The sequence below is a fragment of the Arminella tubonensis genome (genome assembly GCF_003240585.1).
Taxonomy (GTDB): domain Bacteria; phylum Pseudomonadota; class Alphaproteobacteria; order Rhizobiales; family Rhizobiaceae; genus Rhizobium; species Rhizobium tubonense.
In genome coordinates this window covers 100484-126426 of the sequence record NZ_PCDP01000035.1, presented here as the reverse complement: position 1 = coordinate 126426, position 25943 = coordinate 100484, and the positions used below count along the sequence as shown (strand labels likewise).

Annotated in this window: 21 protein-coding genes; 20 read left to right on the top strand and 1 reads right to left on the bottom strand. The window is 61.2% G+C overall.

The features are described from left to right. Nucleotides 1-15 precede the first annotated feature (15 nt). The 12 genes from mraZ (at nt 16) to murB (ending at nt 13993) form a co-directional block, all read left to right on the top strand. The gene (gene mraZ, locus CPY51_RS12245; RefSeq protein ID WP_111160500.1) at nt 16-453 is read left to right on the top strand and encodes a division/cell wall cluster transcriptional repressor MraZ; all 438 of its coding nucleotides are present in this window, start codon (nt 16-18) and stop codon (nt 451-453) included. Nucleotides 454-470: 17 nt separating this feature from the next. After that, complete coding sequence (gene rsmH / locus CPY51_RS12240; protein ID WP_111160499.1) at nt 471-1496, top strand: 16S rRNA (cytosine(1402)-N(4))-methyltransferase RsmH; 1026 nt, start codon at nt 471-473, stop codon at nt 1494-1496. Between the two features lies 1 nt (nt 1497). Beyond that, nucleotides 1498-2034 (top strand): cell division protein FtsL, encoded by a 537-nt coding sequence (ftsL, locus tag CPY51_RS12235; protein WP_111160498.1) that lies wholly within the window; start codon nt 1498-1500, stop codon nt 2032-2034. Next, nucleotides 2034-3788 (top strand): peptidoglycan D,D-transpeptidase FtsI family protein, encoded by a 1755-nt coding sequence (locus CPY51_RS12230; protein ID WP_111160497.1) that lies wholly within the window; start codon nt 2034-2036, stop codon nt 3786-3788. The genes ftsL and CPY51_RS12230 overlap by 1 nt, the downstream gene beginning before the upstream one ends. A gap of 65 nt (nt 3789-3853) precedes the next feature. After that, nucleotides 3854-5314: a UDP-N-acetylmuramoyl-L-alanyl-D-glutamate--2,6-diaminopimelate ligase gene (locus tag CPY51_RS12225; RefSeq protein WP_111160496.1), complete on the top strand. Its 1461-nt coding sequence runs from the start codon at nt 3854-3856 to the stop codon at nt 5312-5314. Next, complete coding sequence (locus tag CPY51_RS12220) at nt 5311-6741, top strand: UDP-N-acetylmuramoylalanyl-D-glutamyl-2,6-diaminopimelate--D-alanyl-D-alanine ligase (RefSeq protein WP_111160495.1); 1431 nt, start codon at nt 5311-5313, stop codon at nt 6739-6741. Before CPY51_RS12225 ends, CPY51_RS12220 begins: the two co-directional genes overlap by 4 nt. Before the next feature lie 64 nt (nt 6742-6805). Next, the gene (mraY, locus tag CPY51_RS12215; RefSeq protein WP_111160494.1) at nt 6806-7906 is read left to right on the top strand and encodes a phospho-N-acetylmuramoyl-pentapeptide-transferase; all 1101 of its coding nucleotides are present in this window, start codon (nt 6806-6808) and stop codon (nt 7904-7906) included. 6 nt (nt 7907-7912) lie between these two features. Continuing rightward, complete coding sequence (murD, locus tag CPY51_RS12210; RefSeq protein WP_111160493.1) at nt 7913-9325, top strand: UDP-N-acetylmuramoyl-L-alanine--D-glutamate ligase; 1413 nt, start codon at nt 7913-7915, stop codon at nt 9323-9325. A 1-nt stretch (nt 9326) separates the two neighbouring features. After that, nucleotides 9327-10481, top strand: coding sequence for a putative lipid II flippase FtsW (ftsW, locus tag CPY51_RS12205; RefSeq protein ID WP_111160492.1), 1155 nt, complete (start codon nt 9327-9329; stop codon nt 10479-10481). A gap of 4 nt (nt 10482-10485) precedes the next feature. After that, nucleotides 10486-11610: an undecaprenyldiphospho-muramoylpentapeptide beta-N-acetylglucosaminyltransferase gene (gene murG / locus CPY51_RS12200; RefSeq protein WP_111160491.1), complete on the top strand. Its 1125-nt coding sequence runs from the start codon at nt 10486-10488 to the stop codon at nt 11608-11610. After that, nucleotides 11607-13022: a UDP-N-acetylmuramate--L-alanine ligase gene (gene murC / locus CPY51_RS12195; protein ID WP_111160490.1), complete on the top strand. Its 1416-nt coding sequence runs from the start codon at nt 11607-11609 to the stop codon at nt 13020-13022. Before murG ends, murC begins: the two co-directional genes overlap by 4 nt. Next, nucleotides 13019-13993, top strand: coding sequence for a UDP-N-acetylmuramate dehydrogenase (gene murB, locus CPY51_RS12190; protein WP_111160489.1), 975 nt, complete (start codon nt 13019-13021; stop codon nt 13991-13993). Before murC ends, murB begins: the two co-directional genes overlap by 4 nt. Nucleotides 13994-14077: 84 nt before the next feature. Here murB and CPY51_RS12185 read toward each other — a convergent pair whose 3' ends face one another. After that, nucleotides 14078-15382, bottom strand: coding sequence for an MFS transporter (locus CPY51_RS12185; RefSeq protein ID WP_111160488.1), 1305 nt, complete (start codon nt 15380-15382; stop codon nt 14078-14080). A gap of 300 nt (nt 15383-15682) precedes the next feature. Between CPY51_RS12185 and aqpZ the strand changes: the two genes are divergently transcribed. From aqpZ to recN, 8 genes are all read left to right on the top strand, one after another. Then, on the top strand, nt 15683-16372 hold the full coding sequence (aqpZ, locus tag CPY51_RS12180) for an aquaporin Z (protein WP_111160487.1): 690 nt from the start codon (nt 15683-15685) through the stop codon (nt 16370-16372). A gap of 305 nt (nt 16373-16677) precedes the next feature. Beyond that, nucleotides 16678-17604: a D-alanine--D-alanine ligase gene (locus CPY51_RS12175; protein ID WP_111160486.1), complete on the top strand. Its 927-nt coding sequence runs from the start codon at nt 16678-16680 to the stop codon at nt 17602-17604. Beyond that, a complete protein-coding gene (locus CPY51_RS12170; RefSeq protein ID WP_111160485.1) occupies nt 17592-18524 on the top strand; it encodes a cell division protein FtsQ/DivIB in 933 nt (310 codons plus the stop codon). The genes CPY51_RS12175 and CPY51_RS12170 overlap by 13 nt, the downstream gene beginning before the upstream one ends. After that, nucleotides 18521-19852, top strand: a complete 1332-nt coding sequence (gene ftsA / locus CPY51_RS12165; protein WP_111160484.1) for a cell division protein FtsA — start codon at nt 18521-18523, stop codon at nt 19850-19852. The genes CPY51_RS12170 and ftsA overlap by 4 nt, the downstream gene beginning before the upstream one ends. Before the next feature lie 108 nt (nt 19853-19960). Continuing rightward, nucleotides 19961-21694, top strand: coding sequence for a cell division protein FtsZ (gene ftsZ, locus CPY51_RS12160; RefSeq protein WP_111160483.1), 1734 nt, complete (start codon nt 19961-19963; stop codon nt 21692-21694). A gap of 311 nt (nt 21695-22005) precedes the next feature. Further along, the gene (gene lpxC, locus CPY51_RS12155; protein ID WP_111160482.1) at nt 22006-22962 is read left to right on the top strand and encodes a UDP-3-O-acyl-N-acetylglucosamine deacetylase; all 957 of its coding nucleotides are present in this window, start codon (nt 22006-22008) and stop codon (nt 22960-22962) included. Nucleotides 22963-23248: 286 nt separating this feature from the next. After that, nucleotides 23249-24118, top strand: a complete 870-nt coding sequence (locus CPY51_RS12150; RefSeq protein ID WP_195909510.1) for an outer membrane protein assembly factor BamD — start codon at nt 23249-23251, stop codon at nt 24116-24118. Nucleotides 24119-24131: 13 nt separating this feature from the next. Then, nucleotides 24132-25805, top strand: coding sequence for a DNA repair protein RecN (gene recN, locus CPY51_RS12145; protein WP_111160480.1), 1674 nt, complete (start codon nt 24132-24134; stop codon nt 25803-25805). Nucleotides 25806-25943: the final 138 nt, after the last annotated feature.

Sequence of the window (25943 nt, the reverse complement as noted above, 5' to 3'; positions counted from 1 at the left end):
CGGGTGTTTCGCGTGATGAACCGCTTCCTGTCGAATGCGACAAACAGGATCGATGCCAAAGGTCGGGTTTCCGTACCTTCGGTGTTTCGTACGGTGCTGTCGGAGCGCAAGGTCCAGGAGCTTTATTGTTTCCAGGACTTCGTGTTTCCGGCGATCAGCGTCGGTGGTCCGGATCTGCTCGATCGATTCGAGCGGCAGATTTCGGCCGAGGATCCGTTTTCGCCGGCTGCGAACCAGATGTCGCTCCTTATCCACGGGGGCGGGGTCTTCATGAAGCTCGATGCCGAAGGGCGGCTGATGGTCACGGATTTCATCCGCGATTTCACCGGCATCACCAGCGAGGTGACCTTCGTCGGTCGGGCGGACCATTTTCAGCTTTGGGAACCGGGGGCCTTCCAGGCCTTGCAGGCGACCGCAAGAGAGGAGCGCCGGCTGGCGGGCGGGCGTTCCTGATCATACGAGGGGACGGAATGGTGGCGAATCCAGGCGGAGGTTCTTCTGATGCCGATGGCGGACCGGTTCGCCACATTCCGGTTCTCCTGACCGAGGTGATCGAGGCGCTGGCGCCTTCGTCCGGCAAGGTCATCCTTGACGGTACCTTCGGTGCTGGCGGCTATACTTCTGCGATCCTTGCCTCCGGCGCCGACGTGATCGCGCTCGATCGTGATCCGACCGCCATTGCTGCCGGACAGGCGCTGGTCGAAAAGCACAGTGGCCATCTCACGCTCATTCAATCGCAGTTTTCGCAGCTTGCCGAGCATGCGCCAGAGGGTGGCCTCGACGGCATTGTCCTCGACATCGGTGTCTCCTCGATGCAGATCGACGAGGCCGAGCGCGGATTTTCGTTCCAGAAGAACGGTCCTCTCGACATGCGGATGTCGGCCAGCGGGGTTTCGGCGGCTGACGTTGTCAATCACGCCAAGCTTGCCGATCTCATCCGGATCTTCGTTTACCTCGGCGAAGAAAAGCAGGCGCCGCGCATCGCTCACGCCATCGAGAAGCGCCGAGCCGAACAACCGTTCGAGACGACGCGCGATCTTGCCGGGCTGATCGAGACGGTGACGCCGCGCAAGGCCAAGGACAAGATTCACCCGGCAACGCGGGTCTTCCAGGCGCTGCGCATCTTCGTCAATGACGAACTCGGCGAACTGGCCGCTGCGCTGTTTGCAGCCGAGCAGGTCCTGAAGCCCGGCGGGCGTCTCGTCGTCGTCACCTTCCATTCGCTCGAAGACCGCATCGTCAAGAAATTCTTCGCCGACCGGTCAGGCCGCTCGACCGGCTCTCGGCACTTGCCGATCGTCCATGAGCGGGCAGCGACCTTCGATGCGATCGGCAAGGCCATGGTTTCGGCGAGCGACGGTGAGGCAGCGGTCAATCCACGGGCGCGTTCCGCCAAGCTTCGCGCGGGTCTCCGGACCGGCGCGCCCGCCGAGCCCGCCGATCTGTCGATCTTCGAGTTGCCCAATCTTGCCACTCTCGGAAAGCTCGGAGGTTGAGATGCTGAAGACCTTTGACATTATCCTGATCTGCATCATGACCGCGGCTGCGGCCGTGACCTATACGATCAAGCATCGGGCCGAGATGAAGCTCGAAGAGGTGCATCGCCTGGAATCCGAGATCAAGCTCGAGAAGGATACGATCGAGCTCCTGAAGGCAGATTGGGCGCTGGTGATCCAGCCGAACCGCCTGGAGCGGCTGGTCAACAACTATAACGAAGAGCTCAAGCTCGCTCCGACGCTGTCGACCGCCATGGTCCAGCCGACGGAGCTGCCGATGCTTCGTTCGCAGCTTCCGGAAGCCCCCATCGTCGCCGATGGCAAGGATGGGAAAGATGGGAAAGATGGCAAGGACGGCAAGGGCGCGAAAACGGCAGGCGTAGCCTTGTCGAAGGGTGGCAGCACGGATGATGACATCAGGAAGGTGATCGCCGACGTTGCCTCCAAGCCCGCTCCGAAGCCCATGGCGAAGGCCACTCCGCTGAAGCACGGCAAGCCTGACACAGACGAAATCAAAACGGGATCGGTGAAGCGCTGATGTCTTTTCTCTCTCGCATCATGGTTTTGAAGAGCAAGGCTCATTTTTCCGCCGGCGCCAACAGCCGCCCGACCGACCCCTACAGCGCCGCCATTTTCGAAGGTACGCGCAAGCGCAAATCAGGGCAGGCCAAGAGCCGCGTCGTCCTGCTGATCCTCAGCTTCACCACCGTCTACTGCATCATCGGTGCTCGCCTCGTCGAATACGGCGTTGCGATGCCGGATACGACCTCGAGTATCCTGCCGCCGGACCGGCTGATGGCTTCGCGGCCCGATATCGTCGACCGCAACGGCGCGCTTCTGGCGACCGACATCCGTACCGTGTCGCTGTTTGCGGAGCCGAACAAGATCGTCGATGCGGATGATGCGGCAGAGAAATTGTCGACCGTGCTGCCCGATCTCGAGCCGAAGAGCACCTATCGCAAGCTTTCCTCCAAGTCGCATTTCCAATGGCTGCGTCGCCAGCTGACGCCTAAGCAGCAGAGCCAGATCCTGGCGCTTGGCATTCCCGGCATCGGCTTCCGTCCGGAGAAGCGCCGCTTCTATCCGGGCGGCCCGACTGCCTCCCACGTTCTGGGCTATGTCAATATCGACAACCGTGGCGTGGTTGGGATGGAGAAGTACATCGACGACCAGGGTCTGGCCGATCTTGCTGCCGTCGGCATGACCAGCAATCAGCCGCTTGAGCCGGTCAGGCTTTCGCTCGACCTGCGGGTCCAGGCAATCGTACGAGATGCCGTGGTCAATGCGGTTACCAACTTCCAGGCCAAGGGTGCCGGCGCGGTCGTACTCGATATCCATACCGGCGAGGTCATCGCCATGGCATCGGCACCGGATTTCGACCCCAACAATCCGAACGCGAGTGCTGCCGAAGGATGGTTGAACCGCATGTCGAACGGCACGTTCGAGATGGGATCGACCTTCAAGACCTTTACCATGGCCATGGCACTCGATAGCGGCAAGATCACTTTGCACGATGCCTTCGACGCCAGTGCACCGCTTCATATCGGCGGCTTTACGATCCATGACTTCCACGGCCAGGGCCGCGTGCTGACGGTGCCGGAAATCTTCCAGTACTCCTCCAATATAGGCACGGCAAAGATCGTCGATCTGGTAGGCATCGATGCGCAAAAGGACTTCCTGACGCGCGTCGGTCTTTTGACCAAGACGCAGACCGAGCTGCCAGAAGTGAAGATGCCGTCGCAACCGCATGTCTGGAAGAAGATCAACTCGATCACCATCTCCTTCGGCCATGGCGTCTCAACGACGCCGCTGCAAACAGCGGTTGCGGCCGCAGCCCTCGTCAATGGTGGAAAGTTGATCGAGCCGACTTTCCTCCCACGTACGCGGGAGCAGGCCGACGAGGTTGCCAAGGTCGTCCTCAAGAAAAGCACGAGCGACGATATCCGATACCTGCTCGATTTCAACGGCTCGAAGGGCTCGGGTCGTGTTGCCCGCGTTCCCGGCTTCGACGTCGGCAGCAAGACGGGCACCGCCGACAAGGTCGTCAACGGGCGCTATTCCAAGACCTTGAACTTCAACTCCTTCATTGCGGCCTTCCCGATCGACAATCCGGAATATGTCGTCATGACCTTCTGTGACGAGCCAAAGTCCGGTGAGGCCAAGTACGGCAACACAATTTCGGCCGGCACGGCCGGGCCGATTGCCCGTGACATCATCGCAAGGGCTGCGCCGAATCTCGGTGTACAACCGAAATTCGGACAAGATAGCTCCGCATTGCTGGTGTCTTATTAAGTGTAAATAGGTGAAACGGCCGATTCGCGAGGGCGCGGGGGCCCGAAAGAGAAGCAGTATACGCGATGAAATTGCGGGACATCACTGGAAAAGGATTTCCGGACCTCAACGGATATGTCGACGGGACGCTTGGTGACCTTGAAATCTCTGGTCTTTCCGCCGACAGCCGCAAGATCGCACCTGGAATGGCTTTCGTTGCTGTCGCCGGTACCAAGGCGGATGGCGCCAGCTTCATCGCAGATGCAGCCGCTCGCGGCGCAGCAGTGATCTTCGCCGGGCATCCCGGGCAGGCGGGCGATGTCCCTGTTCTCGCGGTTTCCGAACCCCGCCGGCTTCTGTCGCTCGCCGCCGCGCATTTCTACGGCAAGCAGCCGGAAACGATGGTCGCGGTCACCGGCACTGCCGGCAAGACCTCCGTCGCATCGTTCACCCGCCAGATCTGGGCCTTTGCCGGCCATCCTGCCGCGATGATCGGTACGACAGGCGTGGTATCGCCAACGCGCAACGACTACGGTTCGCTGACGACGCCCGACCCGGTTTCCCTGCATCAGCTTCTCGCCGAACTCGCCGAGGAAGGCGTCACCCACGCGGCGATGGAAGCCTCCAGTCACGGGCTCGATCAGTTCCGGCTCGACGGCGTCCGGCTTGCAGCCGCCGCATTTACCAATCTCGGCCGCGACCACATGGATTACCATCCGACTGTCGACGCCTACATGGCGGCAAAGATGCGGCTGTTTTCAGCCCTTCTGCCGAAGGGGTCGCCGGCTGTCATCTTCGCTGACGACGCATGGTCCGAGAAGGCGATAGCCGCTGCTACCGCTGCTGGTCACGATATCAGGACCGTCGGTCGCAAAGGCGATTTCCTGACGCTGAAGCGCGTCGAGCATTTTCGTCACAAGCAGGTTGCCGAGGTCCATGTCGGCAAGGATATCTTCGAAGTGCATATTCCGCTCGCCGGCGACTTCCAGGTTGCCAACGCGCTGGTCGCAGCCGGTCTTGCGATCTCGACCGGGGTTCCGACAGCGGTCGCGATGGCGGCGCTCGAGAAGCTGCAGGGTGCGCCGGGACGGCTGGAACTGGTCGGCCACACCAAGGACGGTGCGCTCGCCTATGTCGACTATGCGCACAAGCCCGATGCTCTGGAAAATGTCCTGGCATCTGTACGGCCGTTCACCACCGGCCGCGTCATAACCGTCTTCGGCTGCGGCGGCGATCGTGACAGGGGCAAGCGGCCGATCATGGGCGAAATCGCGTGCCGCCTTGCCGATGTCGTCATCGTCACCGACGACAATCCGCGCTCGGAAGTACCGGCAGCGATACGGGCAGAAATCATGGCGGCGGCCGGTTGCGCCACCGAGATCGCCGATCGGGCATTGGCGATCCGGCAGGCGGTTGGGATGTTGAAATCCGGCGACACGCTGATCGTCGCGGGCAAGGGGCACGAGGAAGGACAGACCATCGGCAGCGTCACCCTGCCGTTTTCGGATCATGCGGAAGTGCGCAAAGCGTTGGAGGAGCGGTCGTGAGCTGGCTTTGGACAACGGATGAGATGATTGCCGCCATGGCGGGCCGGCCGTTCGGCACGCCGCCGGAAGGCATTACCGGAATTTCCATAGACAGCCGGTCCATCGGCCCCGGCGAAGCCTTCTTCGCCATCAAGGGTGATCGTGTCGACGGGCACGACTACGCCAGCATGGCGATGGCGAACGGTGCGGCGCTGCTCGTCGTCAGCGAGGCCCGGCTTCCGGCCATGGGGCGGCTGACCGTTCCGATGATCGTCGTCGAGGATGTCCTTGCGGCCCTTGCCAAGCTCGGCCTCGCGGCGCGTGCTCGCACAGAGGCCAAGATCATTGCCGTGACGGGGTCGGTCGGCAAGACCACCACCAAGGAGATGCTTCGGCATGTGTTGACGCCGTCCGGCAAGGTGCATGCGTCGGTCGCATCCTTCAACAATCATTGGGGCGTGCCGCTGACGCTGGCGCGGATGCCTGAGGATACCGACTTCGGCATCTTCGAGGTCGGCATGAACCATCCGGACGAAATCCGCCCGCTGGTGAAGATGGTTCAGCCGCATGTTGCGATCATCACGACGATCGCGGCAGCACATCTCGGCAATTTCAAGAGCATCAAGGAGATCGCCACGGCCAAAGCCGAGATCTTCGAAGGGATCGTGCCCGGCGGCCACGCCATTCTCAATCGCGACAGCGACCAGTTCAATTTCCTCGATCGCGCCGCACAGGCAGCCGGCGTCGAGAACATCCATACCTTCGGCCAGCACCCCAAGGCCGATTTCCGCCTGGCGGAGTTCAATGGGTCCGAAGAAAACTCTGCCCTCTGGCTGACGCTTGGCGGCGAGACGTTCGAAATCGCCATTGGCGCGCCGGGGCGTCATATTGCAGAGAATGCTCTGGCAGTACTCGGCGCGGTAACGCTGGTAGGTGCGGATCTCGACAAGGCGATCGAAGCGCTGTCGACCCTGCAGCCGGAAAAGGGCAGGGGCAAGCGGCACAAATTGTCGGTCGGCGGGTCCTATTTCACGCTGATCGACGAGAGCTACAATGCCAACCCGGCATCGATGCGGGCCGCGATCTCGCTGCTTGCTGCGAGTTCCTCGGACAGCCGGACGCGGCGCATCGCCGTGCTCGGCGATATGCTTGAGATGGGCGACCATTCGCACAAGGTCCATGCGGATCTGGCGGGGCCGCTTCTTGCCGCCGGCATCGAGCATGTCTGGCTGGCCGGTCCTGAAATGGCTGCGCTCAGGGATTCGTTGCCTGATAGCGTGCATGTCGAATATCGCGAGAACACCGAGGATCTCGTGGCGTTCATTCTGGATTCTGTCGCCCCTGGCGACGTCTTGATGGTGAAATCTTCGCTGGGAACGGGGTTCGGGAAGATCGTGGCAGGTTTGCTTGACAAGTTTGCCGCATTTTCCGAAACGGGGCCCAATTGAATTGGCATGATCCGACTCCCTGGATCCTGTCCTAACTGAAATTTGACCCTAGAAAGGGCTCTTGATGCTGATCTGGCTTGTCGACCTGTCGGAGCATGTGAAATTCTTCAACCTGTTCAGGTACATCACGTTCCGCACCGGTGGCGCGCTGTTTACTTCGGCAATCATCGTTTTCCTGTTTGGTCCAAAAATCATCTCCTCCCTCCGGGTCCGGCAGGGCAAGGGGCAGCCGATCCGTGCGGACGGCCCGCAGACGCATTTCAAGAAGGCCGGCACGCCGACGATGGGCGGGCTGATGATTATCGCCGGCGTGGTCGGATCCTGCCTGCTCTGGGCCGATCTCTCGAGCGTCTACGTCGTCGCCGTGTTGCTGGTGACGCTGGGGTTCGGGGCCATCGGCTTCTATGACGATTATCTCAAGGTCACCAAGCAGAGCGACAAGGGCTTTTCCGGCCGCGCTCGCCTCGGCATCGAGTTTTTGATCGCCTGCATCGCAGTTTATTTCATGATGCGGTCGGCGCTTTCCTCCGGTCCTGCAGGATCGACTTTCGGTTCGTCGATCGCCTTTCCCTTTTTCAAAGACTTCATGATCAATCTCGGCGTGTTCTTCGTGCTGTTCGGTGGCTTCGTCATCGTGGCTGCGGGCAACTCGGTCAACCTGACCGACGGCCTCGACGGACTTGCGATCGTCCCGGTCATGATCGCCGCGGCCTCGTTCGGCGTCATTGCTTATCTCGCGGGCAACGTGGTGTTCGCAAACTACCTGCAGATCAATTTCGTACCCGGAACCGGTGAACTCTCGGTCGTGCTTGGCGCGATGATCGGTGCGGGGCTCGGCTTCCTGTGGTTCAACGCGCCACCCGCCGCAATCTTCATGGGCGATACCGGCTCCCTGGCACTGGGTGGAATGATCGGCACGGTCGCGGTCGCCACCAAGCACGAGATCGTCATGGCGATCATCGGTGGGCTCTTCGTCATCGAGACGCTGTCGGTGATCATCCAGGTCGGCTTCTTCAAGATGACCGGCCGCCGGGTTTTCCTGATGGCGCCGATCCACCACCATTTCGAGAAGAAGGGCTGGACGGAGAGCCAGGTGGTCATCCGCTTCTGGATCATCGCAGTCGTGCTGGCGATGGTAGGCCTTTCGACACTTAAACTGCGGTAGACGAGAATGATCCCGGTCACCACGCTCAAGGGAATGAAAGTCGCACTGTTCGGGCTCGGCGGCTCGGGCTTTGCGACCGCTAGGGCGTTGATCCTCGGTGGTGCCGACGTCACCGCATGGGACGACAATCCGGACAGCGTGATGAAGGCCTCGGCCGAGGGGATACACACCGCCGACCTCAGGACTATCGACTGGAATGCGCTTTCGGTGTTCGTGCTGTCGCCGGGCGTGCCGCTGACCCATCCGAAGCCGCATTGGACGGTCGATCTGGCTCGCTCCGCAGGCGTTGATATCGTCGGCGACGTAGAGCTCTTCGTGCGTGAACGCCGGGCGCATGCACCGAATTGTCCGTTTATCGCCATCACCGGCACCAATGGCAAGTCGACCACGACGGCGCTGATCGCCCATATCCTCAAATCGAGCGGCCGCGATACGCAGCTCGGCGGCAATATCGGCACGGCGGTCCTGACGCTCGAGCCGCCGAAAGCCGAGCGATACTACGTCGTCGAATGCTCCTCCTACCAGATCGATCTTGCGCCGACGCTCAATCCTTCGGCCGGAATCCTGCTCAACCTGACGCCCGATCATCTCGACCGGCACGGCACGATGCAGCACTACGCCGGCATCAAGGAGCGGCTGGTGGCTGGCAGTGGCGTCGCCATCGTCGGCGTCGACGACAGTTATTCGGCGCTGATCGCCGATCGCATCGAGCGGGGGGGAAGAAAGGTAACGCGCATTTCGCGCCGCGGCATCCTCGCCAACGGTCTATACGCCGAGGGCAGCCGTATCGTGCAGGCTATCGGCGCCGTAACGTCAACCATTGCTGACCTCGACGGCATCCAGACGCTGCGCGGCTCACATAATGCGCAGAATGCCGCCGCCGCCATTGCCGCGTGCCTTGCAGTAGGGCTTTCGTCTGAAGAGATCCGCGCGGGCCTGACGTCGTTTCCGGGGCTCAAACATCGAATGCAGCCGGTCGGCAGGCGTGGCAACGTCGTCTTCGTCAACGACAGCAAGGCGACCAATGCCGATGCCGCGGCGCCCGCATTGTCGAGCTACGACCGTATCTACTGGATCGCCGGCGGGCTGCCGAAAGAGGGCGGCATCACCACCCTGGCGCCGCTCTTTCCGCACATCGTCAAGGCCTACCTGATCGGCGAGGCGGCGCCTGCATTTGCAGCGACGCTCGGCGAAGCGGTTCCCTACGAGATATCGGGGACACTCGAACAGGCGGTGGCCCATGCTGCTGCCGATTCTGAAAAAGACGAGAATGGCGCTTCGGCCGTGATGCTATCACCGGCTTGCGCAAGCTTCGACCAGTATAAGAATTTTGAAGTTCGCGGTGACGCGTTCGTCAGTCACGTTGCAGCGCTCGACGGGATCACAATGCTGATCGGTTCAGCTACAGGAGGCAAATGACATGGTAAGCCGCGTTGAACGTGGGGCCTTGGCCGATTGGTTCTGGACGATCGACCGATTTTTCCTGGCGATTTTCATCCTGTTGATGGGCATCGGCTTCATGCTGTCCTTTGCGGGATCGCCTGCGGTTGCCGAGCGCATCGGGCTCGAGCCCTTCCACTTCGTCAAGCGCCACGCGGCCTTCCTCATTCCGGCGCTGGCGACGATGATCGGCATCTCGTTCCTGACGCCGAGGCAGGTGCGGCGAACCGCCGTCATCATCCTGATCGTCGCCCTGGCGATGATGCTGTTCGCGCTGTTCTTCGGCGTCGAGGTCAAGGGTTCGCGGCGCTGGGTCAATATTGCCAGCCTGTCGATCCAGCCGTCCGAATTCATGAAACCGGCCTTCGTCGTCGTCTGCGCCTGGCTGTTTGCGGAGCACGCCCGTCAGCCGGAAATTCCGGGCAATCTTTTCGCTATCATCCTCTTCGGCATCGTCGCCGCCTTGCTCGTGGCGCAGCCCGATCTCGGCCAGACGATCCTCACGACCGCCGTCTGGGCCGGGATGTTCTTCATGGCCGGGATGCCGTGGCTCTGGATCACGGTACTTGGCGGACTTGGCGCCGGCGGCTTCGTTACGGCCTATTACGTCTTTCCCCACGTGGCGGGACGCGTCGACCGGTTCCTGACCGGCGAAGGCGATACGTTCCAGGTGGACACCGCGCGCGAGGCGATCGTCCGTGGCGACTGGTTCGGCGTCGGACCCGGCGAGGGCATCGTCAAGCGCATCATCCCCGACGCCCATACCGACTTCATCTTCTCGGTCGCAGCCGAAGAGTTCGGCATCATCTTCTGCATGGCCCTGGTGCTGATCTTCGCCGTGCTGGTCCTGCGCGGGCTGTCGCACGCCTACAAGGAAAAGAACGACTTCAACCGCTTCGCGGTTGCCGGCCTCGTGCTGCAGATCGGCATACAGTCGATCATCAATGTCGGCGTGAACCTGCAACTTCTGCCGGCAAAGGGCATGACCCTGCCGTTGATCTCCTATGGTGGCTCCTCGATGATCGCGATCTGCGTCACCGCGGGCTTCATCCTGGCGTTGACGCGTCATCGTCCTGAAAAGCGCGCGCAGGAACGCAGCCTGTTCCGCGTCACCCATGGCGTTGCGGCGGAGTGAGGCGATGAGCAAGGGCATCATCCTTCTGGCGGCAGGCGGCACCGGCGGTCACGTTTTTCCGGCCGAAGCGCTCGCCCACAAGCTGAAGGAGCGCGGCTATTCGGTGCATCTCGTCACCGACAGCCGTGCGGCGCGGTTTGCCGGCAAGTTTCCGGCCGACGAGATCCACGTCGTGCCCTCGGCGACGATCGGTTCGAAAAACCCGATCAAGGTAGCGCGCTCGCTCTGGACGCTCTGGACCGGCATGCGGGCGGCTCGCAAGCTGATCCGCAATATAAAGCCGCTCTGCGTCGTCGGCTTCGGTGGCTATCCGACCGTGCCGCCGCTGCTCGCTGCGACCCGCATGGGCGTGCCGACGATGATCCACGAACAGAACGCCGTCATGGGCCGCGCCAACAAGGCGCTGGCGGGGCGGGTGCAGGCAATCGCCGGCGGGTTTCTGCCGGAAAACGGCGGCGCGTTTCCTGAGAAGACCGTGACGACGGGCAACCCGGTTCGGCCGGCCGTCATCGAGGCTGCGAAGATCCCCTACACGCCGTCAGGTCCCGACGATCCGTTCAATCTGGTGGTTTTCGGCGGCAGCCAGGGCGCGCAGTTCTTCTCGAAGGCCATTCCGACCGTGGTCAGCCTTCTCGAAGACGGATTGCGCAAGCGGCTGAGGATCACCCAGCAGGTTCGACCCGAGGACATGGAGACGGTCCAGAACTGCGTCGTGCATCTGGAAATGGGCGCGGACATCGCGCCTTTCTTCAACGACATGGCTGAGCGCATCGGTGCCGCGCATCTCGTCATCTGCCGCTCCGGCGCCTCGACCGTCTCGGAGATCTCGGTCATCGGCCGTCCGGCCATCCTCGTTCCCTATCCTTATGCCCTCGATCACGATCAGGCGGCCAATGCGGCAGCGCTTGCTGCCAACGGCGGCGCCAAGGTCATTGCCCAGTCGGAGCTTTCGCCAGAGAAGCTGTCCGGCCTCCTGCGGGGGGCGATGACGTCCCCGGACAAGCTGGTGAAGATGGCAGCAGCCGCAAAGCTCTCCGGCAAGCCGGATGCCGCAAACTTGCTTGCGGACATGGTTGAGGCTATTGCGGGCAAACGTTCAATTGCAGAATTCAAGGGGGCAGGCGCATGAAGCTGCCGAAGGCTATAGGCTTGGTTCATTTCATTGGTATCGGCGGCATCGGGATGAGCGGCATCGCCGAGGTCCTGCATAATCTTGGCCATCGGGTCCAGGGCTCGGACCAATCGGAAAGCGCCAACGTCCAGCGGTTGCGCGAAAAGGGTATCGAGGTCCTCATCGGCCATGCCGCTGAAAATCTTGGCGACGCCGAGGTGGTGGTCGTTTCAACAGCGATCAAGAAGAGTAATCCGGAACTGATTGCGGCTCGCGAAAAGCTGCTGCCGGTCGTCCGTCGTGCCGAGATGCTCGCCGAACTCATGCGCTTCCGCAACGCCATTGCCATCGGCGGCACCCACGGCAAGACGACCACGACCTCGCTGGTGGCGACGCTGCTCGAGGCTGGCGGGCTCGACCCGACCGTCATCAATGGCGGCATCATCAACGCCTATGGCACCAATGCCCGCATGGGTGCCGGCGAATGGATGGTAGTCGAGGCCGACGAGTCGGATGGGACGTTCCTTAAGCTTCCGGCTGACGTTGCGGTCATCACCAATATCGACCCCGAACACCTCGACCACTACGGCAACTTCGATGCGGTTCGTGCCGCTTTCCGGCAGTTCGTCGAGAACGTGCCATTCTATGGCTTTGGCGTGCTCTGCCTTGATCATCCTGAGGTACAGGCGCTGGTCGGGCGGATAGAGGACCGCAAGGTTATCACCTATGGCGAAAACCCGCAGGCCGATGTCCGCTTCATGAACGTCCGCATCGACGGCACGCGCTCTGTGTTCGATATCGAGATTCGCAGGCGCCGCACGGGCCAGATCATCGAGATCAAGGATCTCGTCATGCCGATGCCCGGTCGTCACAATATCTCCAATGCGGTCGCCGCCATCGCCGTCGCCAACCGGCTGGGGATTTCCAACGAGGATATCGCCCGGGGGCTTGCCGGTTTCGGCGGCGTCAAGCGGCGCTTTACGCTTACCGGCGAATGGAACGGCGTCAAGATTTTCGACGATTACGGCCATCACCCGGTCGAGATCAAGGCTGTACTGAAGGCCGCTCGAGAGGCTTGCAGCGGGCGGATCATCGCTGTCCACCAGCCGCATCGCTACACCAGACTTTCCACCCTGTTCGAAGAATTTGCCACCTGCTTCAACGATGCCGACAGTATTTTCCTTGCGCCGGTTTATTCCGCTGGGGAAGAGCCCATAGAGGGCGTAGATTCAGAGGCGCTGGTTGCGCGCATCAAGGCCGGCGGCCATCGCGACGCGCGTTATCTGCGTTCGCCTGAGGATATTGCCCCGTTGGTGGAAGAGATTGCACGGCCGGGCGATTTTGTGGTTTTGTTAGGGGCTGGCAGCATAACCTATTGGGCAGCAGCGTTGCCAAAGGAATTGGAAGGTCTTTCGGGTAAGTCCGCATGAAACAAGTTGATGGGGAAAAATTGCTTGCGTCGCTCGGTGAGGGCGTCAAGGACATCAGGGGTAGGCTGACACCGGACGCTCCGATGGATCGCGTGACATGGTTCCGCGCCGGCGGGCTGGCGGAGCTGATGTTCCAGCCGCACGACAGCGACGATCTCGTTGCATTCCTGAAGATACTACCGGCCGAAGTGCCGCTGACCGTGGTCGGGGTCGGCTCGAATATTCTCGTGCGCGACGGCGGTATCCCCGGCATCGTTCTCAGGCTGTCGGCCAAGGGCTTCGGTGCTGTTGAACTGGTTGGCGAGAACCGTATCAAGGCCGGTGCGATCTGCCCGGACAAGCACGTCGCCGCCATGGCGATGGACAACGGCATCGGCGGCTTTCATTTCTACTACGGTATTCCCGGGGCTATCGGCGGTGCCGCCCGTATGAACGCCGGCGCGAACGGCTCCGAGACCTGCGACCGGCTGGTCGAGGTCCATGCGGTCGACCGCAAGGGCAACAAGCATGTGCTCTCCAATGCCGAGATGGGCTATACCTATCGTCATTCCTCCGCATCGGACGACCTGATCTTCACCGACGTCGTGTTCGAGGGGTATCCGGAGGACCGTGTCAAGATTCGTGCTGAAATGGATGCGGTGCGCAATCACCGCGAAACCGTGCAGCCGATTCGCGAGAAGACCGGCGGTTCGACATTCAAGAACCCCGAAGGTCATTCCGCGTGGAAAGTGATCGACGAAGCCGGCTGCCGCGGGCTCGTCATCGGCGGCGCGCAAATGTCGTCGCTGCACTGCAATTTCATGATCAACATGGGACAGGCGACCGGCTATGACCTCGAATATCTGGGCGAGCAGGTTCGTCGCGAGGTGTTCGAGCATTCCGGCATCAAGCTCGAATGGGAGATCAAGAGGCTCGGCGTCTTCATGCCCGGCCGCGAGGTTCGCCCCTTTCAGGGTGTGACTGCTGACTGATTGCTATTAGGCGCCCTATTTTTCATATCGCGAAAAGGCCGCGGCAGGTTTCTGCCGCGGCCTTTTCAATAATGCCTTCAGGCGTCAGATTTCATCGTTGCCCGACAGGAGAATGCAGACCAGCGTGATCAGCGCTGCAATCGCCATGTAGTAGCCGACATAGGCGAGCCCGTAGGTCGAGGCGAGCCACGTGGCAATGTAGGGGGCGAGCGATGCACCGAAGATGCCGGCGAAGTTGAACGTGATCGAGGCGCCGGTATAGCGCACCGCGGTCGGGAAGGGCGCTGCGAGCGCTGTTCCGATCGGACCGTAGGTCATTCCCATGAGGGCCATGCCGAGCGCTGCGAACACGTAGACTTCAAACAGCCCGCCGCTGAGCAGGGCCGGCAGAAGGAAGGAAAACGCGATGATGCCGATCGTGGTCGTGACCAGCACGGCGCGGCGGCCGAACCGATCGGAAAGCTTGCCGGCGACCGGGATGAATATCCCGAAGAATACCGAGGCGACGATCTGCACCAGCAAAGCGTCGAGGAAGCTGATCTTCAGAACCTTGACGTTGTAGGACAGGAGATAGGCGGTGCCGATGTAGAACAGCACGAAGGTGGCGAGTGCCACGAAGGTGCCGAGCACGAGGCTCCGCTTGTGGCTGCGGAAGATTTCAGCGACCGGAACGGCGACGCGCTCCTGCTTTGCGATCGCCTCGCGGAACTCGGGCGTTTCCGTGATCGACAGCCGGACCCAGAGACCGATCACAATCAGCACGATCGACGCGATGAACGGCACCCGCCAGCCCCAGGTAATGAAATCCTCCTGGGAGATGAAGTGCAGAAGCAACCAGAACACGCCTGACGAGAGGAATAGGCCGATCGGCGCGCCGAGCTGCGGGAACATGCCGTACCACGAGCGCTTGCCTTCCGGTGCGTTCTCGGTGGCAAGAAGAACGGCGCCACCCCATTCGCCGCCGAGGCCAAAGCCCTGGCCGAAGCGGCAGAGGGCGAGCAACAGAGGCGCTACAACGCCGATCGAGGCGTAGGAGGGCAGGAAGCCGATCAGAACGGTGGAGACGCCCATGGTCATGAGGGCCGCCACCAGAGTGACCTTGCGGCCGATCCTGTCGCCGAAATGTCCGAAGACGATCGCGCCGATCGGGCGGGCGAAGAAGGCGATCGAGAAGGTGGCGAAGGATTGAAGAATGGCGGAGGTCGGATCGCTTGTCGGGAAGAACAGCGTCGGGAACACCAGCACCGCCGCGGTCGCGTAGACATAGAAGTCGAAGAATTCGATCGTCGTGCCGATGAGGCTTGCGAGAAGAACGCGCGCCGGTGAGTTGAGCGCAGCGTTGTTCGACGACGAGGGGGCCGGCGATAGCCCGGATATCGCGTTAGTCATTGTTCTACCAATCCTGGATTCAATCTGTTTGCCTTGTGGGATAGGCGGTGTCTTTAACGCAATTTTCTGTCTGCGGAAACGCAAAGACGGCAATTTTGCGACGCAATTCGATGCTGCAGCGCACCTAATGCCCCTGTGCCGGGAAGAGTTAAATATTTCAATGCGCTTATTAAGTTGCCACCGATAACAAATTGGGTGCGCATTTTCAGCGCATTCGCCTATTCCGCAGGCTCTTGACGAGACTCAGTTTGCAGTAGACACAATCTATCGTTCTGGTTGTGAACGTTGTTGGAGGCGAATGTGCAGAAAAAACTTATCGCAGAATTTCTTGGTACGTTCTGGCTTGTCTTCGGCGGATGCGGCAGTGCCGTCATCGCTGCAGGTTTTCCAGGTCTTGGCATCGGCTTTGCAGGCGTCGCACTGGCGTTTGGATTGACCGTGCTGACGATGGCCTATGCCGTTGGCGGCATTTCCGGCGGGCATTTCAATCCGGCAGTTTCGGTCGGGCTTACGGTTGCCGGTAAATTTCCGGCTTCGAACCTCATCCCATACATCGTCGTGCAGGTCGTGGGCGCGATCGCCGCGGCAGCAGTGCTTTATCTGGTGGCCAGCGGAAAGGCCGGGTTCGAGCTCGGCGGGTTTGCAGCCAATGGCTACGGTGAGCATTCGCCGGGCGGTTATTCGCTGGTATCGGCACTGGTCATCGAGGTGCTGCTGACCGCCTTCTTCCTTATCGTCATTCTCGGAACGACCCACGGCCGGGTTCCTGCGGGATTTGCGCCGCTTGCCATCGGCCTGGCACTGACGCTGATCCATTTGATCTCCATCCCGGTCACCAACACGTCGGTCAATCCGGCCCGTTCGACAGGGCAGGCCTTGTTCGTCGGCGGCTGGGCCTTGCAGCAATTGTGGCTGTTCTGGCTGGCGCCGCTGGTCGGCGGCGCCATTGGCGGGATCGTTTGGAAGTTCTTCGGCGAAGAAGAGGCCTGACCACCGCTTCCAATTTCTGCATCATGGACCCGCGCCGGCCTGCCGGCGCGGGTCTTTGCATTTCAGGAAAATGCGCAAAAGCGCTTGCAGTGATCTCAACTCTCTGATTCCAAGTAACAATTCTTCGGAGCGATTTGATTCGACGGAATTTTTTCATTCCGAAACCGGACGTCGGTTAACCAAAGTAAACACTTCATTAACCATAATGGAGTTGTAATGCCTTCACCGGAACGTGGCGGGATTCTTTGGAAAATAGCTTCGCGCAAGCGTACGGTCTTAGGGTTGGTGGTTATTTGGGGGCGTTGATGAGCAGCAAGCATGTTGCCGTCCTGTTGGGCGGGTTTTCCTCGGAGCGACCGGTCAGTCTGTCGTCGGGGAAGGCATGCGCCGAGGCGCTCGAGGCTGAGGGCTACCGGGTCACGCGTGTCGACGTAGAGCGCGATGTTTCCGCGCGCCTTGCCGATCTCAAGCCCGATGTCGTCTTCAATGCGCTGCACGGGCCTTTCGGGGAAGACGGGACGATCCAGGGAATCCTCGAATATCTGCAGATTCCGTACACCCATTCCGGCGTGCTGGCTTCCGCGCTTGCCATGGACAAGGCGAGGGCGAAGGTCGTGGCCAAGGACGCGGGCATTCCCGTTGCCGAATCGCTGGTCCTCAATCGCTTCGAAATTATCTCGGCGCATCCAATGCCTGCGCCTTATGTCGTAAAGCCTGTCAAAGAGGGGTCGAGCTTCGGCGTCGTGATCGTCCAGGAAGACCAGACGCACCCGCCGCAGATCATCTCGTCGCCGGAGTGGAGCTATGGCGAGCAGGTGATCGTCGAGCGCTATATCGCCGGTCGCGAGCTGACATGTGGCGTCATGGGCGATGTGGCGCTTGGTGTCACAGAGGTCGTGCCGCTCGGTCACGGCTTTTATGACTACGATGCCAAATATGCGGCAGGCGGATCAAAACACGTCATTCCCGCGAAAATTTCACCAAATATTTACCAAAAAATTCAATCATTGTCGTTAAGGGCGCATCAAGCAATTGGCTGCCGTGGCGTCAGCCGGTCTGACTTCCGTTATGACGATCGCTTTTCCGAAGACGGTGAAATTATCTGGTTGGAGATCAACACCCAGCCGGGAATGACCCCCACTTCGCTGGTGCCTGAAATGGCCGGCCATGCCGGCTACTCATTTGGCGAATTTCTCCGTTGGATGGTGGAGGACGCGTCTTGCTATCGTTGACGGTGAAAAGAATGAGGCGATCCCGTCACCGGGCTGTGGCTACCTTCGACGACGCTGACGAATTGTTCGTGCTGCCTCGCCCGTTGCGCCGCGCCGTACGCTTCCTTGTCAGCCTCGGCTCCGGTCGCATCAGTATTCCAGCTCACACTGGCACCGTATCGGCGGTAGCGTTTCTCGCTGCGACCGGGTTCTACGGGATGTCGCTTGGCGGCCATACGCAGACGGTGGCGCAGGCGACCACGACGGCCGTCGGATTTGCCATCGAGGACGTAAAGGTCTCGGGCAACGACCAGACGTCGGAAATCGAGATCCTGCAGCTGCTGGGTCTCGACGGGACCACTTCGCTGGTCGCGCTCGACGTCGATGCTGCCCGCAAGAAGATCGCGACCCTTCCGTGGGTCGAGAATGTCGAGGTCCGCAAGGTCTATCCGAGGACGGTCGAAGTGAAGCTCAGGGAGCGCCAGGCCTACGCGATCTGGCAGCACGGCTCCGAGCTGTCTTTGATCGAAAAGAACGGAAGCGTCATTGCGCCACTCAGGGACAACAAGTTCGCAGCGCTGCCGCTTTTTGTTGGCCGCGATGCCGAAACGGCCGCGGCATCCGTCGTCGACGAGTTTGCCCAGTGGCCTGACATTCGCAGCCGGATCAAGGCTTTCGTGCGTATCGCCGGTCGCCGGTGGGATGTCTACCTCGACAACGGCATCGTCGTGAAGTTGCCGGAAGACAACGTCCAGCAGGCGATGGCCCAGCTGAGCAAGATGAACAGGCAGAACGATCTGCTGCAGCGGGATATCGCAGCGGTGGATCTTCGCCTCGAGGATCGTACAACCATCGAGCTGACGCCCGACGCGGCAATCCGCCGGCAGGCAGCGGTCGACAACAGGACAAAAGCTTTGACAAAGGCGGGACAGAGCACATGAGCTTATTCGGTTCGTCCCACTTTGGATTGCCGCGCCTGAAGCCGCTTTCGTCGAAGCGGTCGCATATCGTTTCAGTCCTCGACATCGGCTCGACCAAGGTCGTCTGCATGATCGGGCGGCTGACGCCTCGCGAGGAGAGCCAGGTTTTGCCTGGCCGCACGCACAATATCGAAGTCATCGGCATCGGCCATCAGCGTTCGCGCGGCATCAAGACCGGCGTCATCGCCGACCTCGATGCGGTCGAGGGCGTCATCCGGCTTGCCGTCGACGCTGCCGAGCGCATGGCGGGGCTGACCGTCGAGAGCCTGATCGTCAATGTCTCTGCCGGACGCCTTGGCAGCGATATCTACACCGCGACGATCGATCTCGGTGGGCAGGAAGTCGAAGGCAATGACCTGAAGAAAGTGCTGTCCGCCGCTTGCCATCAGTCGATCCGCCAGGACCGCGCCGTGCTGCATTCGCTGGCCACCGGCTACTCGCTGGACGGTGAGCGCGGTATCCGCGATCCGCTTTCGATGTTCGGCGATGCGCTTGGCGTCGAGATGCATGTGGTAACTGCCGAGCGCGCCGCGCTTCGCAACCTCGAGCTCAGCGTCAATCGCGCTCATCTCTCGGTCGAGGGCATGGTGGCGACCCCTTACGCAAGCGGTCTTGCCGCTCTCGTCGACGACGAAGTCGAGCTCGGCTGCGCCGCGATCGACATGGGCGGCGGCACGACGACGATCTCGGTCTTTGCCGAAGGCAAGCTTGTTCACACCGACGCCGTCAGCATCGGTGGTCATCACGTCACGACCGACCTTGCCCGTGGTCTTTCGACCCGCATCGAGGATGCGGAACGGCTGAAGGTCGTGCATGCCTCGGCGCTGCCGAACACCTCTGACGACCGCGAACTGATTTCCATCCCGCCGATCGGCGAGGATGACCGCGACCAGCCGACCCATGTGCCGAAGGCGCTGGTGTCGCGCATCGTGCGCGCCCGCATCGAAGAAACGCTCGAATTGATCCGCGACCGCATCCAGCGTTCCGGTTTCAGCCCGATCGTCGGCAAGCGCGTGGTGCTGACAGGCGGCGGCAGCCAGTTGACCGGCCTGCCTGACGTGGCGCGGCGCATCCTTGCCCGCAACGTTCGTATCGGCCGCCCGATGGGTGTGTCCGGCCTGCCGACGGCAGCCAAGGGCCCAGCCTTTTCGACGGCGGTCGGCCTGATGATTTATCCGCAGGTCGCGGACATGGAGACACATGCGGCAGGAAGCGGTTTGCTTTCGTCGCTGGGCGGTAACAACAGCCGTTTTGCCCGTGTCGGGCAGTGGCTGAAGGAAAGTTTCTGAGTGCATGGCCCCGGATCGCGATGAACGCTTCCGGGCAAGGCCAGGCGAATGACATTGAGTGAATTGGCCGGCGTGGCGATGCGGCCATAGAGAGAAGGAACTGATGCAATGACTATCAAGCTGCAAAAGCCAGATATCACTGAGCTGAAGCCGCGGATCACCGTGTTCGGCGTTGGTGGCGGCGGCGGCAATGCCGTCAATAACATGATCACCGCTGGCCTCCAGGGCGTCGACTTCGTCGTTGCCAATACGGACGCGCAGGCGCTGACGATGACCAAGGCCGAACGCATCATCCAGCTCGGCGTCAATGTCACCGAGGGCCTCGGCGCCGGTTCGCAGCCGGAAGTCGGCCGCGCAGCTGCTGAAGAATGCATCGACGAGATCGTCGACCACCTGAACGGCACGCATATGTGTTTCGTCACCGCCGGCATGGGCGGCGGCACCGGCACCGGTGCTGCACCCGTGGTCGCACAGGCTGCCCGCAACAAGGGCATCCTCACGGTCGGCGTCGTCACCAAGCCGTTCCACTTCGAAGGTGGCCGTCGCATGCGGCTGGCCGAAATGGGCATCCAGGAACTGCAGAAGTCGGTCGATACGCTGATCGTCATCCCGAACCAAAACCTTTTCCGTATCGCCAACGACAAGACGACCTTCGCGGACGCCTTCGCCATGGCCGACCAGGTTCTCTATTCGGGCGTTGCCTGCATCACCGACCTGATGGTGAAGGAAGGTCTCATCAACCTCGACTTCGCCGACGTTCGCTCCGTGATGCGTGAAATGGGCCGGGCAATGATGGGCACCGGCGAAGCATCCGGCTCCGGCCGCGCCATGCAGGCTGCCGAAGCCGCGATTGCCAACCCGCTGCTCGACGAAACCTCGATGAAGGGCGCCCAGGGCCTGTTGATCTCCATCACCGGCGGTCGCGACCTGACGCTGTTCGAAGTCGACGAAGCGGCAACCCGTATTCGCGAGGAAGTCGATCCGGACGCCAACATCATCCTCGGCGCCACTTTCGACGAATCGCTCGAAGGCATCATCCGCGTCTCGGTCGTCGCCACCGGCATCGACCGTGCGATGAACGAAGCTGCAGAACGGAATATGGAATTCCGTTCTATCGCGAAGCCGATTGTCCGTCCCTCCGCGGCTGTTGTTCCGGCAGCGGCCGCAGCCCAGCCTGCCTATGTCGCGCAGGCCCCGAAGACCGTCGACCCGATCGCAATGACCATCCGCGAGGCGGAAGCGCAAATGGAACGCGAACTCGATATCGCTATCCGCCAGCCAGCGCCGACCCCGCAGCCGGTCGCACAGGAAGAGACCTTCCGTCCCCAGAGCCGCCTGTTTTCCGGCGCTCCGGAGACCGCACCCGTGATGCGTCAGCCCGCACCACAGCCAGCACCGGTTATGCAGCAGCCCGTCTCGCAGCCGATGAGCCAACCGGCCGCGCAGCCGCAGATGCGTCACGAGCCGATCATTCGCCAGGCCCCCGAACAGGTGCGCATGCCGAAGGTCGAGGATTTCTCTCCGGTCGTGAAGGCCGAGATGGATCATCGCTCTCAGCCAAATGCGGCACCTGCAGCCGAAGATCGCGGCCCGATGGGTCTTCTGAAGCGGATCACCAATTCGCTCGGACGTCGCGAAGAAGAGGCCCCCGCCGCCGACATGACCGCACCCGCTCCGACCGCTGCATCGCAGCAGCGTCGCGCACCGTCGCCGGAGGCTAGCCTTTATGCTCCGCGTCGTGGCCAGCTCGACGATCATGGCCGCGCGGCACCGCAGGCACGCATGAGCCAGGAAGACGACCAGCTCGAAATTCCGGCCTTCCTGCGCCGTCAATCGAACTGAGTGTCTGACTTAACGTCACTCCATCGCCCGAGGTAATTTTCCGCCTCGGGCGCTGGAACTTTCAGCCATTCTGTTTTTCGAAAATTACCTAGGGATTTCAGAGGCCTGCTTCCGTTACATTGCGAAAGAAACAGTGATTTGGAATGCGATCGCCCGGCGCGTATGTAAGTACCAAGCGCACTACCGGAATCGTGTTCGATAGCGAATTGCATTCGAATTCCGCAGTGAAATGACAGACTGGACCAAGCAATGAAGGGCAGGCACCCCAAGAGCCGCCCGGTCCGGTGAAGGAAGATGAAGGCAGAAATTGAATGGCAATCAGATTGCTGGGTTTTCAGACCACCATTGCTAGCCCCCTGACGATGTCGGGTATCGGAGTTCATTCCGGGGCCAATGTGTCTATTACCTTACTCCCGGCTGAAGCCGATACAGGCGTCGTATTCCAGCGCATGCACGACAACGGCGACGTTACCGAACTGCGTGCGGTTTCCTCGCAGGTCGGCAACACCGACCTTTGCACAGTCCTCGGTCTTTCGCCGGCCCGCTCCGTCGCGACCGTCGAGCACGTCATGGCCGCGATCTATGCCATCGGTCTCGACAACGTGCTGATCGAAGTACAGGGCGCCGAGATGCCTATCATGGACGGCAGCTCCTATCCTTTCATCGAGGCGATCGAGCAGACGGGTATCGTTCCGCTCGGCGTCAAGCGCCGGTACATCCGCGTCACCAAGCCGGTCCGGATCGAATCAGGCGGTTCATGGTGCGAGTTTCGCCCGCATGACGGCACACGCTTCGAAGTCGAGATCGATTTCGACAGCCCTCTGATCGGCCGTCAGAAGTGGGAAGGCGAATTGACTGCAAAGACGTTCAAGTCCGAACTGTCCCGCGCTCGTACGTTTGGCTTCATGCGCGATGTGGAGCGTCTCTGGGCGTCGGGCCATGCGCTCGGTTCCTCGCTTGAGAATTCGGTCGTCATCTCCGACGACGACACCGTGATCAATGTCGAAGGCCTGCGCTACGCCAAGGACGAGTTCGTTCGTCACAAGACGCTCGATGCGGTCGGCGACCTGGCTCTTGCCGGCACTCAGTTCATCGGCTGCTACCGTTCCTATCGCGGGGGCCACCGTATGAATGCCAATGCGCTGAAGGCTCTTCTCAGCGATCCGACAGCTTATGAAGTTGTCGAGGCTTCGGCACCGCGCCAACGCGCCAGCACGCGCGACTTCGTCGCGGTCAGCGCACCCGAGTTTGCACCCTGGTCGGCATGACCTCCAGAATTTCCAGTGATCAGGGTAGCCGCCTCCGAAAGGGGGCGGCTTTTTTCTTGAGGCTGGATCTGCCCGCTGCGCAAGTCGTCCGGCCCGGTTATGTCAGGGATACCCCGCCGCGGCCGAAACTTCTGTCAATTCAGTGGCTAAAGACCGCAATCTCAGCGGCACTGCCACAAAAATGCGTTAATGCATCATCATTGCGTTGCCCTGATGGTGCTTTTGTGGATAGAAACGCCATCGAGAAGCAGCCGTTTCCGTCACGACGGCAATTGGGATTTTTCCGATGGGTTTTGCAGGATCTGAAAGCATGAAGAATACAGCACGGGCCTTGCTCGTATCGCTTCTCCTGGCCGGTGTGGGTGCTGCGGTTTCCGGATGTCAGGCTGACAAAGACATCGATATCACCAAGCTCGCCGTCGATACGGATCCTCCGGAGGCCCTCTACAATCAGGGGCTTGCCAACATCAAGGCCGGCAACCTCGGCGAGGCCGGAAAGAAATTCGACGCCATCAACCGCGAACAGCCGTTTTCGGATTGGGCTCGCAAGGCGCTGGTCATGAGCACTTTCGTGAAGTACCGCCAGGGCAACTACGACGACGCGGTCGAAAGCGGAAATGCCTATCTGAAGCAATATCCTACATCTGACGACGCTGCCTATGTGCAGTATCTGGTCGGCTCGTCCTATTCCAAGCAGATCACCGACGTCACGCAGGACCAGCGTGCAGCCCAGCAGACCATCGTTGCGATGCAAAAGGTCGTCAACGACTATCCGAAGTCGGAATATGTGAGCGATGCGCAGGCGAAGATACGTTTTGCCCGCGACCAGCTTGCCGGCAAGGAAATGCAGATCGGCCGCTATTACCTCGAGCGGAAAAACTATCTGCCGGCGATTTCGCGCTTCCGCATCGTTGTCGAGCAATACCCGACGACGAACCAGGTCGAGGAAGCACTGGCGCGACTCGTCGAAGCCTATTATGCAATGGGCATTGTCGAGGAAGCGCAGACGGCCGCTGCCGTGCTCGGGCACAACTATCCTGATAGCCAGTGGTATGCAGACTCGTACAAGCTCCTGAAGAGCGGCGGCACTGAACCTCGTGAAAACAGTGGTTCGTGGATCGCCCGCGCCGGCAAGAAACTGCTTCTTGGTACGTGAGATTTGAGCACAGATGCTGATCCAGCTTTCGATCCGCGATATCGTCCTGATCGAGCGGCTGGATCTTGCCTTCGAGACCGGGCTTTCTGTCCTGACCGGAGAGACCGGCGCCGGCAAATCCATCCTGCTTGACAGTCTGTCGCTGGCCCTCGGGGGGCGCGGCGACGGCGATCTCGTGCGGCATGGCGAGGACAAGGGGCAGGTGACTGCCGTCTTCGACGTCGCCATGAACCACGCCGCGCGCAGGCTGTTGCGGGACAACGGCATCGACGATGACGGCGACCTGATCTTCCGCCGCACCCAATCCGCAGACGGCCGCACCAAGGCCTTTGTCAACGACCAGCCGCTCAGCGTCCAGCTGATGCGCCAGGCAGGCCAGTTGCTCGTCGAGATTCACGGGCAGCATGACGACCGCGCGCTGGTCGACACCGACGCCCACCGCATGCTGCTCGACGCATTCGCCGGATTGAACGACGACCTGCAGCAGGTATCTGCTCTCTACAGGATCTGGCGGGACACCGAGCGGACGCTGAAGAAGCACCGCGAGAAGGTGGAGAACGCTGCGCGCGAGGCCGACTATATTCGCTCGTCAGTGGAAGAGCTGGAAGCGCTTTCCCCGCAGGACGGTGAGGAGGACGATCTCGCCGATCGCCGCTCGCGAATGATGAAGGCCGAGCGGATCGCCGGCGACATTTCCGAGGCATCCGAATTTCTCAACGGCAACGCCTCGCCGGTACCGCATATAGCCTCTCTGGTGCGAAGGCTCGAACGCAAGAGCCATGAAGCGCCGGGGCTGCTGGAAGACACCGTCGCGCTGCTCGATGCCGCCCTCGACCAGCTGTCCAACGCGCAGATGGAAGTCGAAGCCGCACTTCGGAAGACCGAGTACGATCCGAAGGAGCTGGAGCGCGTCGAGGAGCGCCTATTCGCGCTGCGAGCTGCCTCGCGCAAATATTCTGTGCCGGTGACGGGCCTGCCGGCGCTGGCCGAGCGGATGATCATCGAACTTGCCGATCTCGATGCGGGCGAGGAGAGGCTGGGCAAGCTCGAGGCCGAGCTTACCGTCGCCAAGGCAGCATTCGACGCAGCGGCGCGATCCCTCTCGGACAAGCGTCATCACGCGGGCGAGGCGCTTGCTGCCGCCGTGATGACCGAATTGCCCGCGCTGAAGCTCGAACGTGCGCGTTTCATGGTCGAGATCTCAAGCAGCGAGGACGCGGCGACCGCCGACGGTATCGACATCGTCGAGTTCCACGTTCAGACCAATCCGGGCACCCGACCCGGCTCCATTATGAAGGTCGCGTCCGGCGGAGAGCTTTCGCGGTTCCTTCTGGCTCTCAAGGTTGCTCTTGCCGACCGCGGTTCCGCACCCACGCTCGTCTTCGACGAAATCGACACCGGCGTTGGCGGGGCGGTGGCCGATGCGATCGGCCAGAGATTGAAGCGGCTTTCGGAGCGGGTGCAGGTGCTGTCGGTGACACATGCGCCGCAGGTTGCTGCTCGTGCCGCGACGCATCTGCTGATCTCGAAGGGGCCGTCGGGGGATGGCTCGGAAAAGATATTTACGCGAGTCGCGGCGATGGAGCCCAAGGACCGGACCGAGGAAATCGCTCGAATGCTCGCTGGCGCATCGGTTACCGACGAGGCGAGGGCGGCGGCGGCAAGGTTGCTGGCGGGGAATGGGTAGTCAGTAATGCTCTCCCCTTGAGGGGGAGGGTCGGAGCGAAGCTCCGGGGTGGGGTGATCTCTTGTGACACCCAAAGTTCACCCCCCACCCGTGCGTTCCGCGCGACCTCCCCCATCAAGGGGGAGGTGGACATCTTTT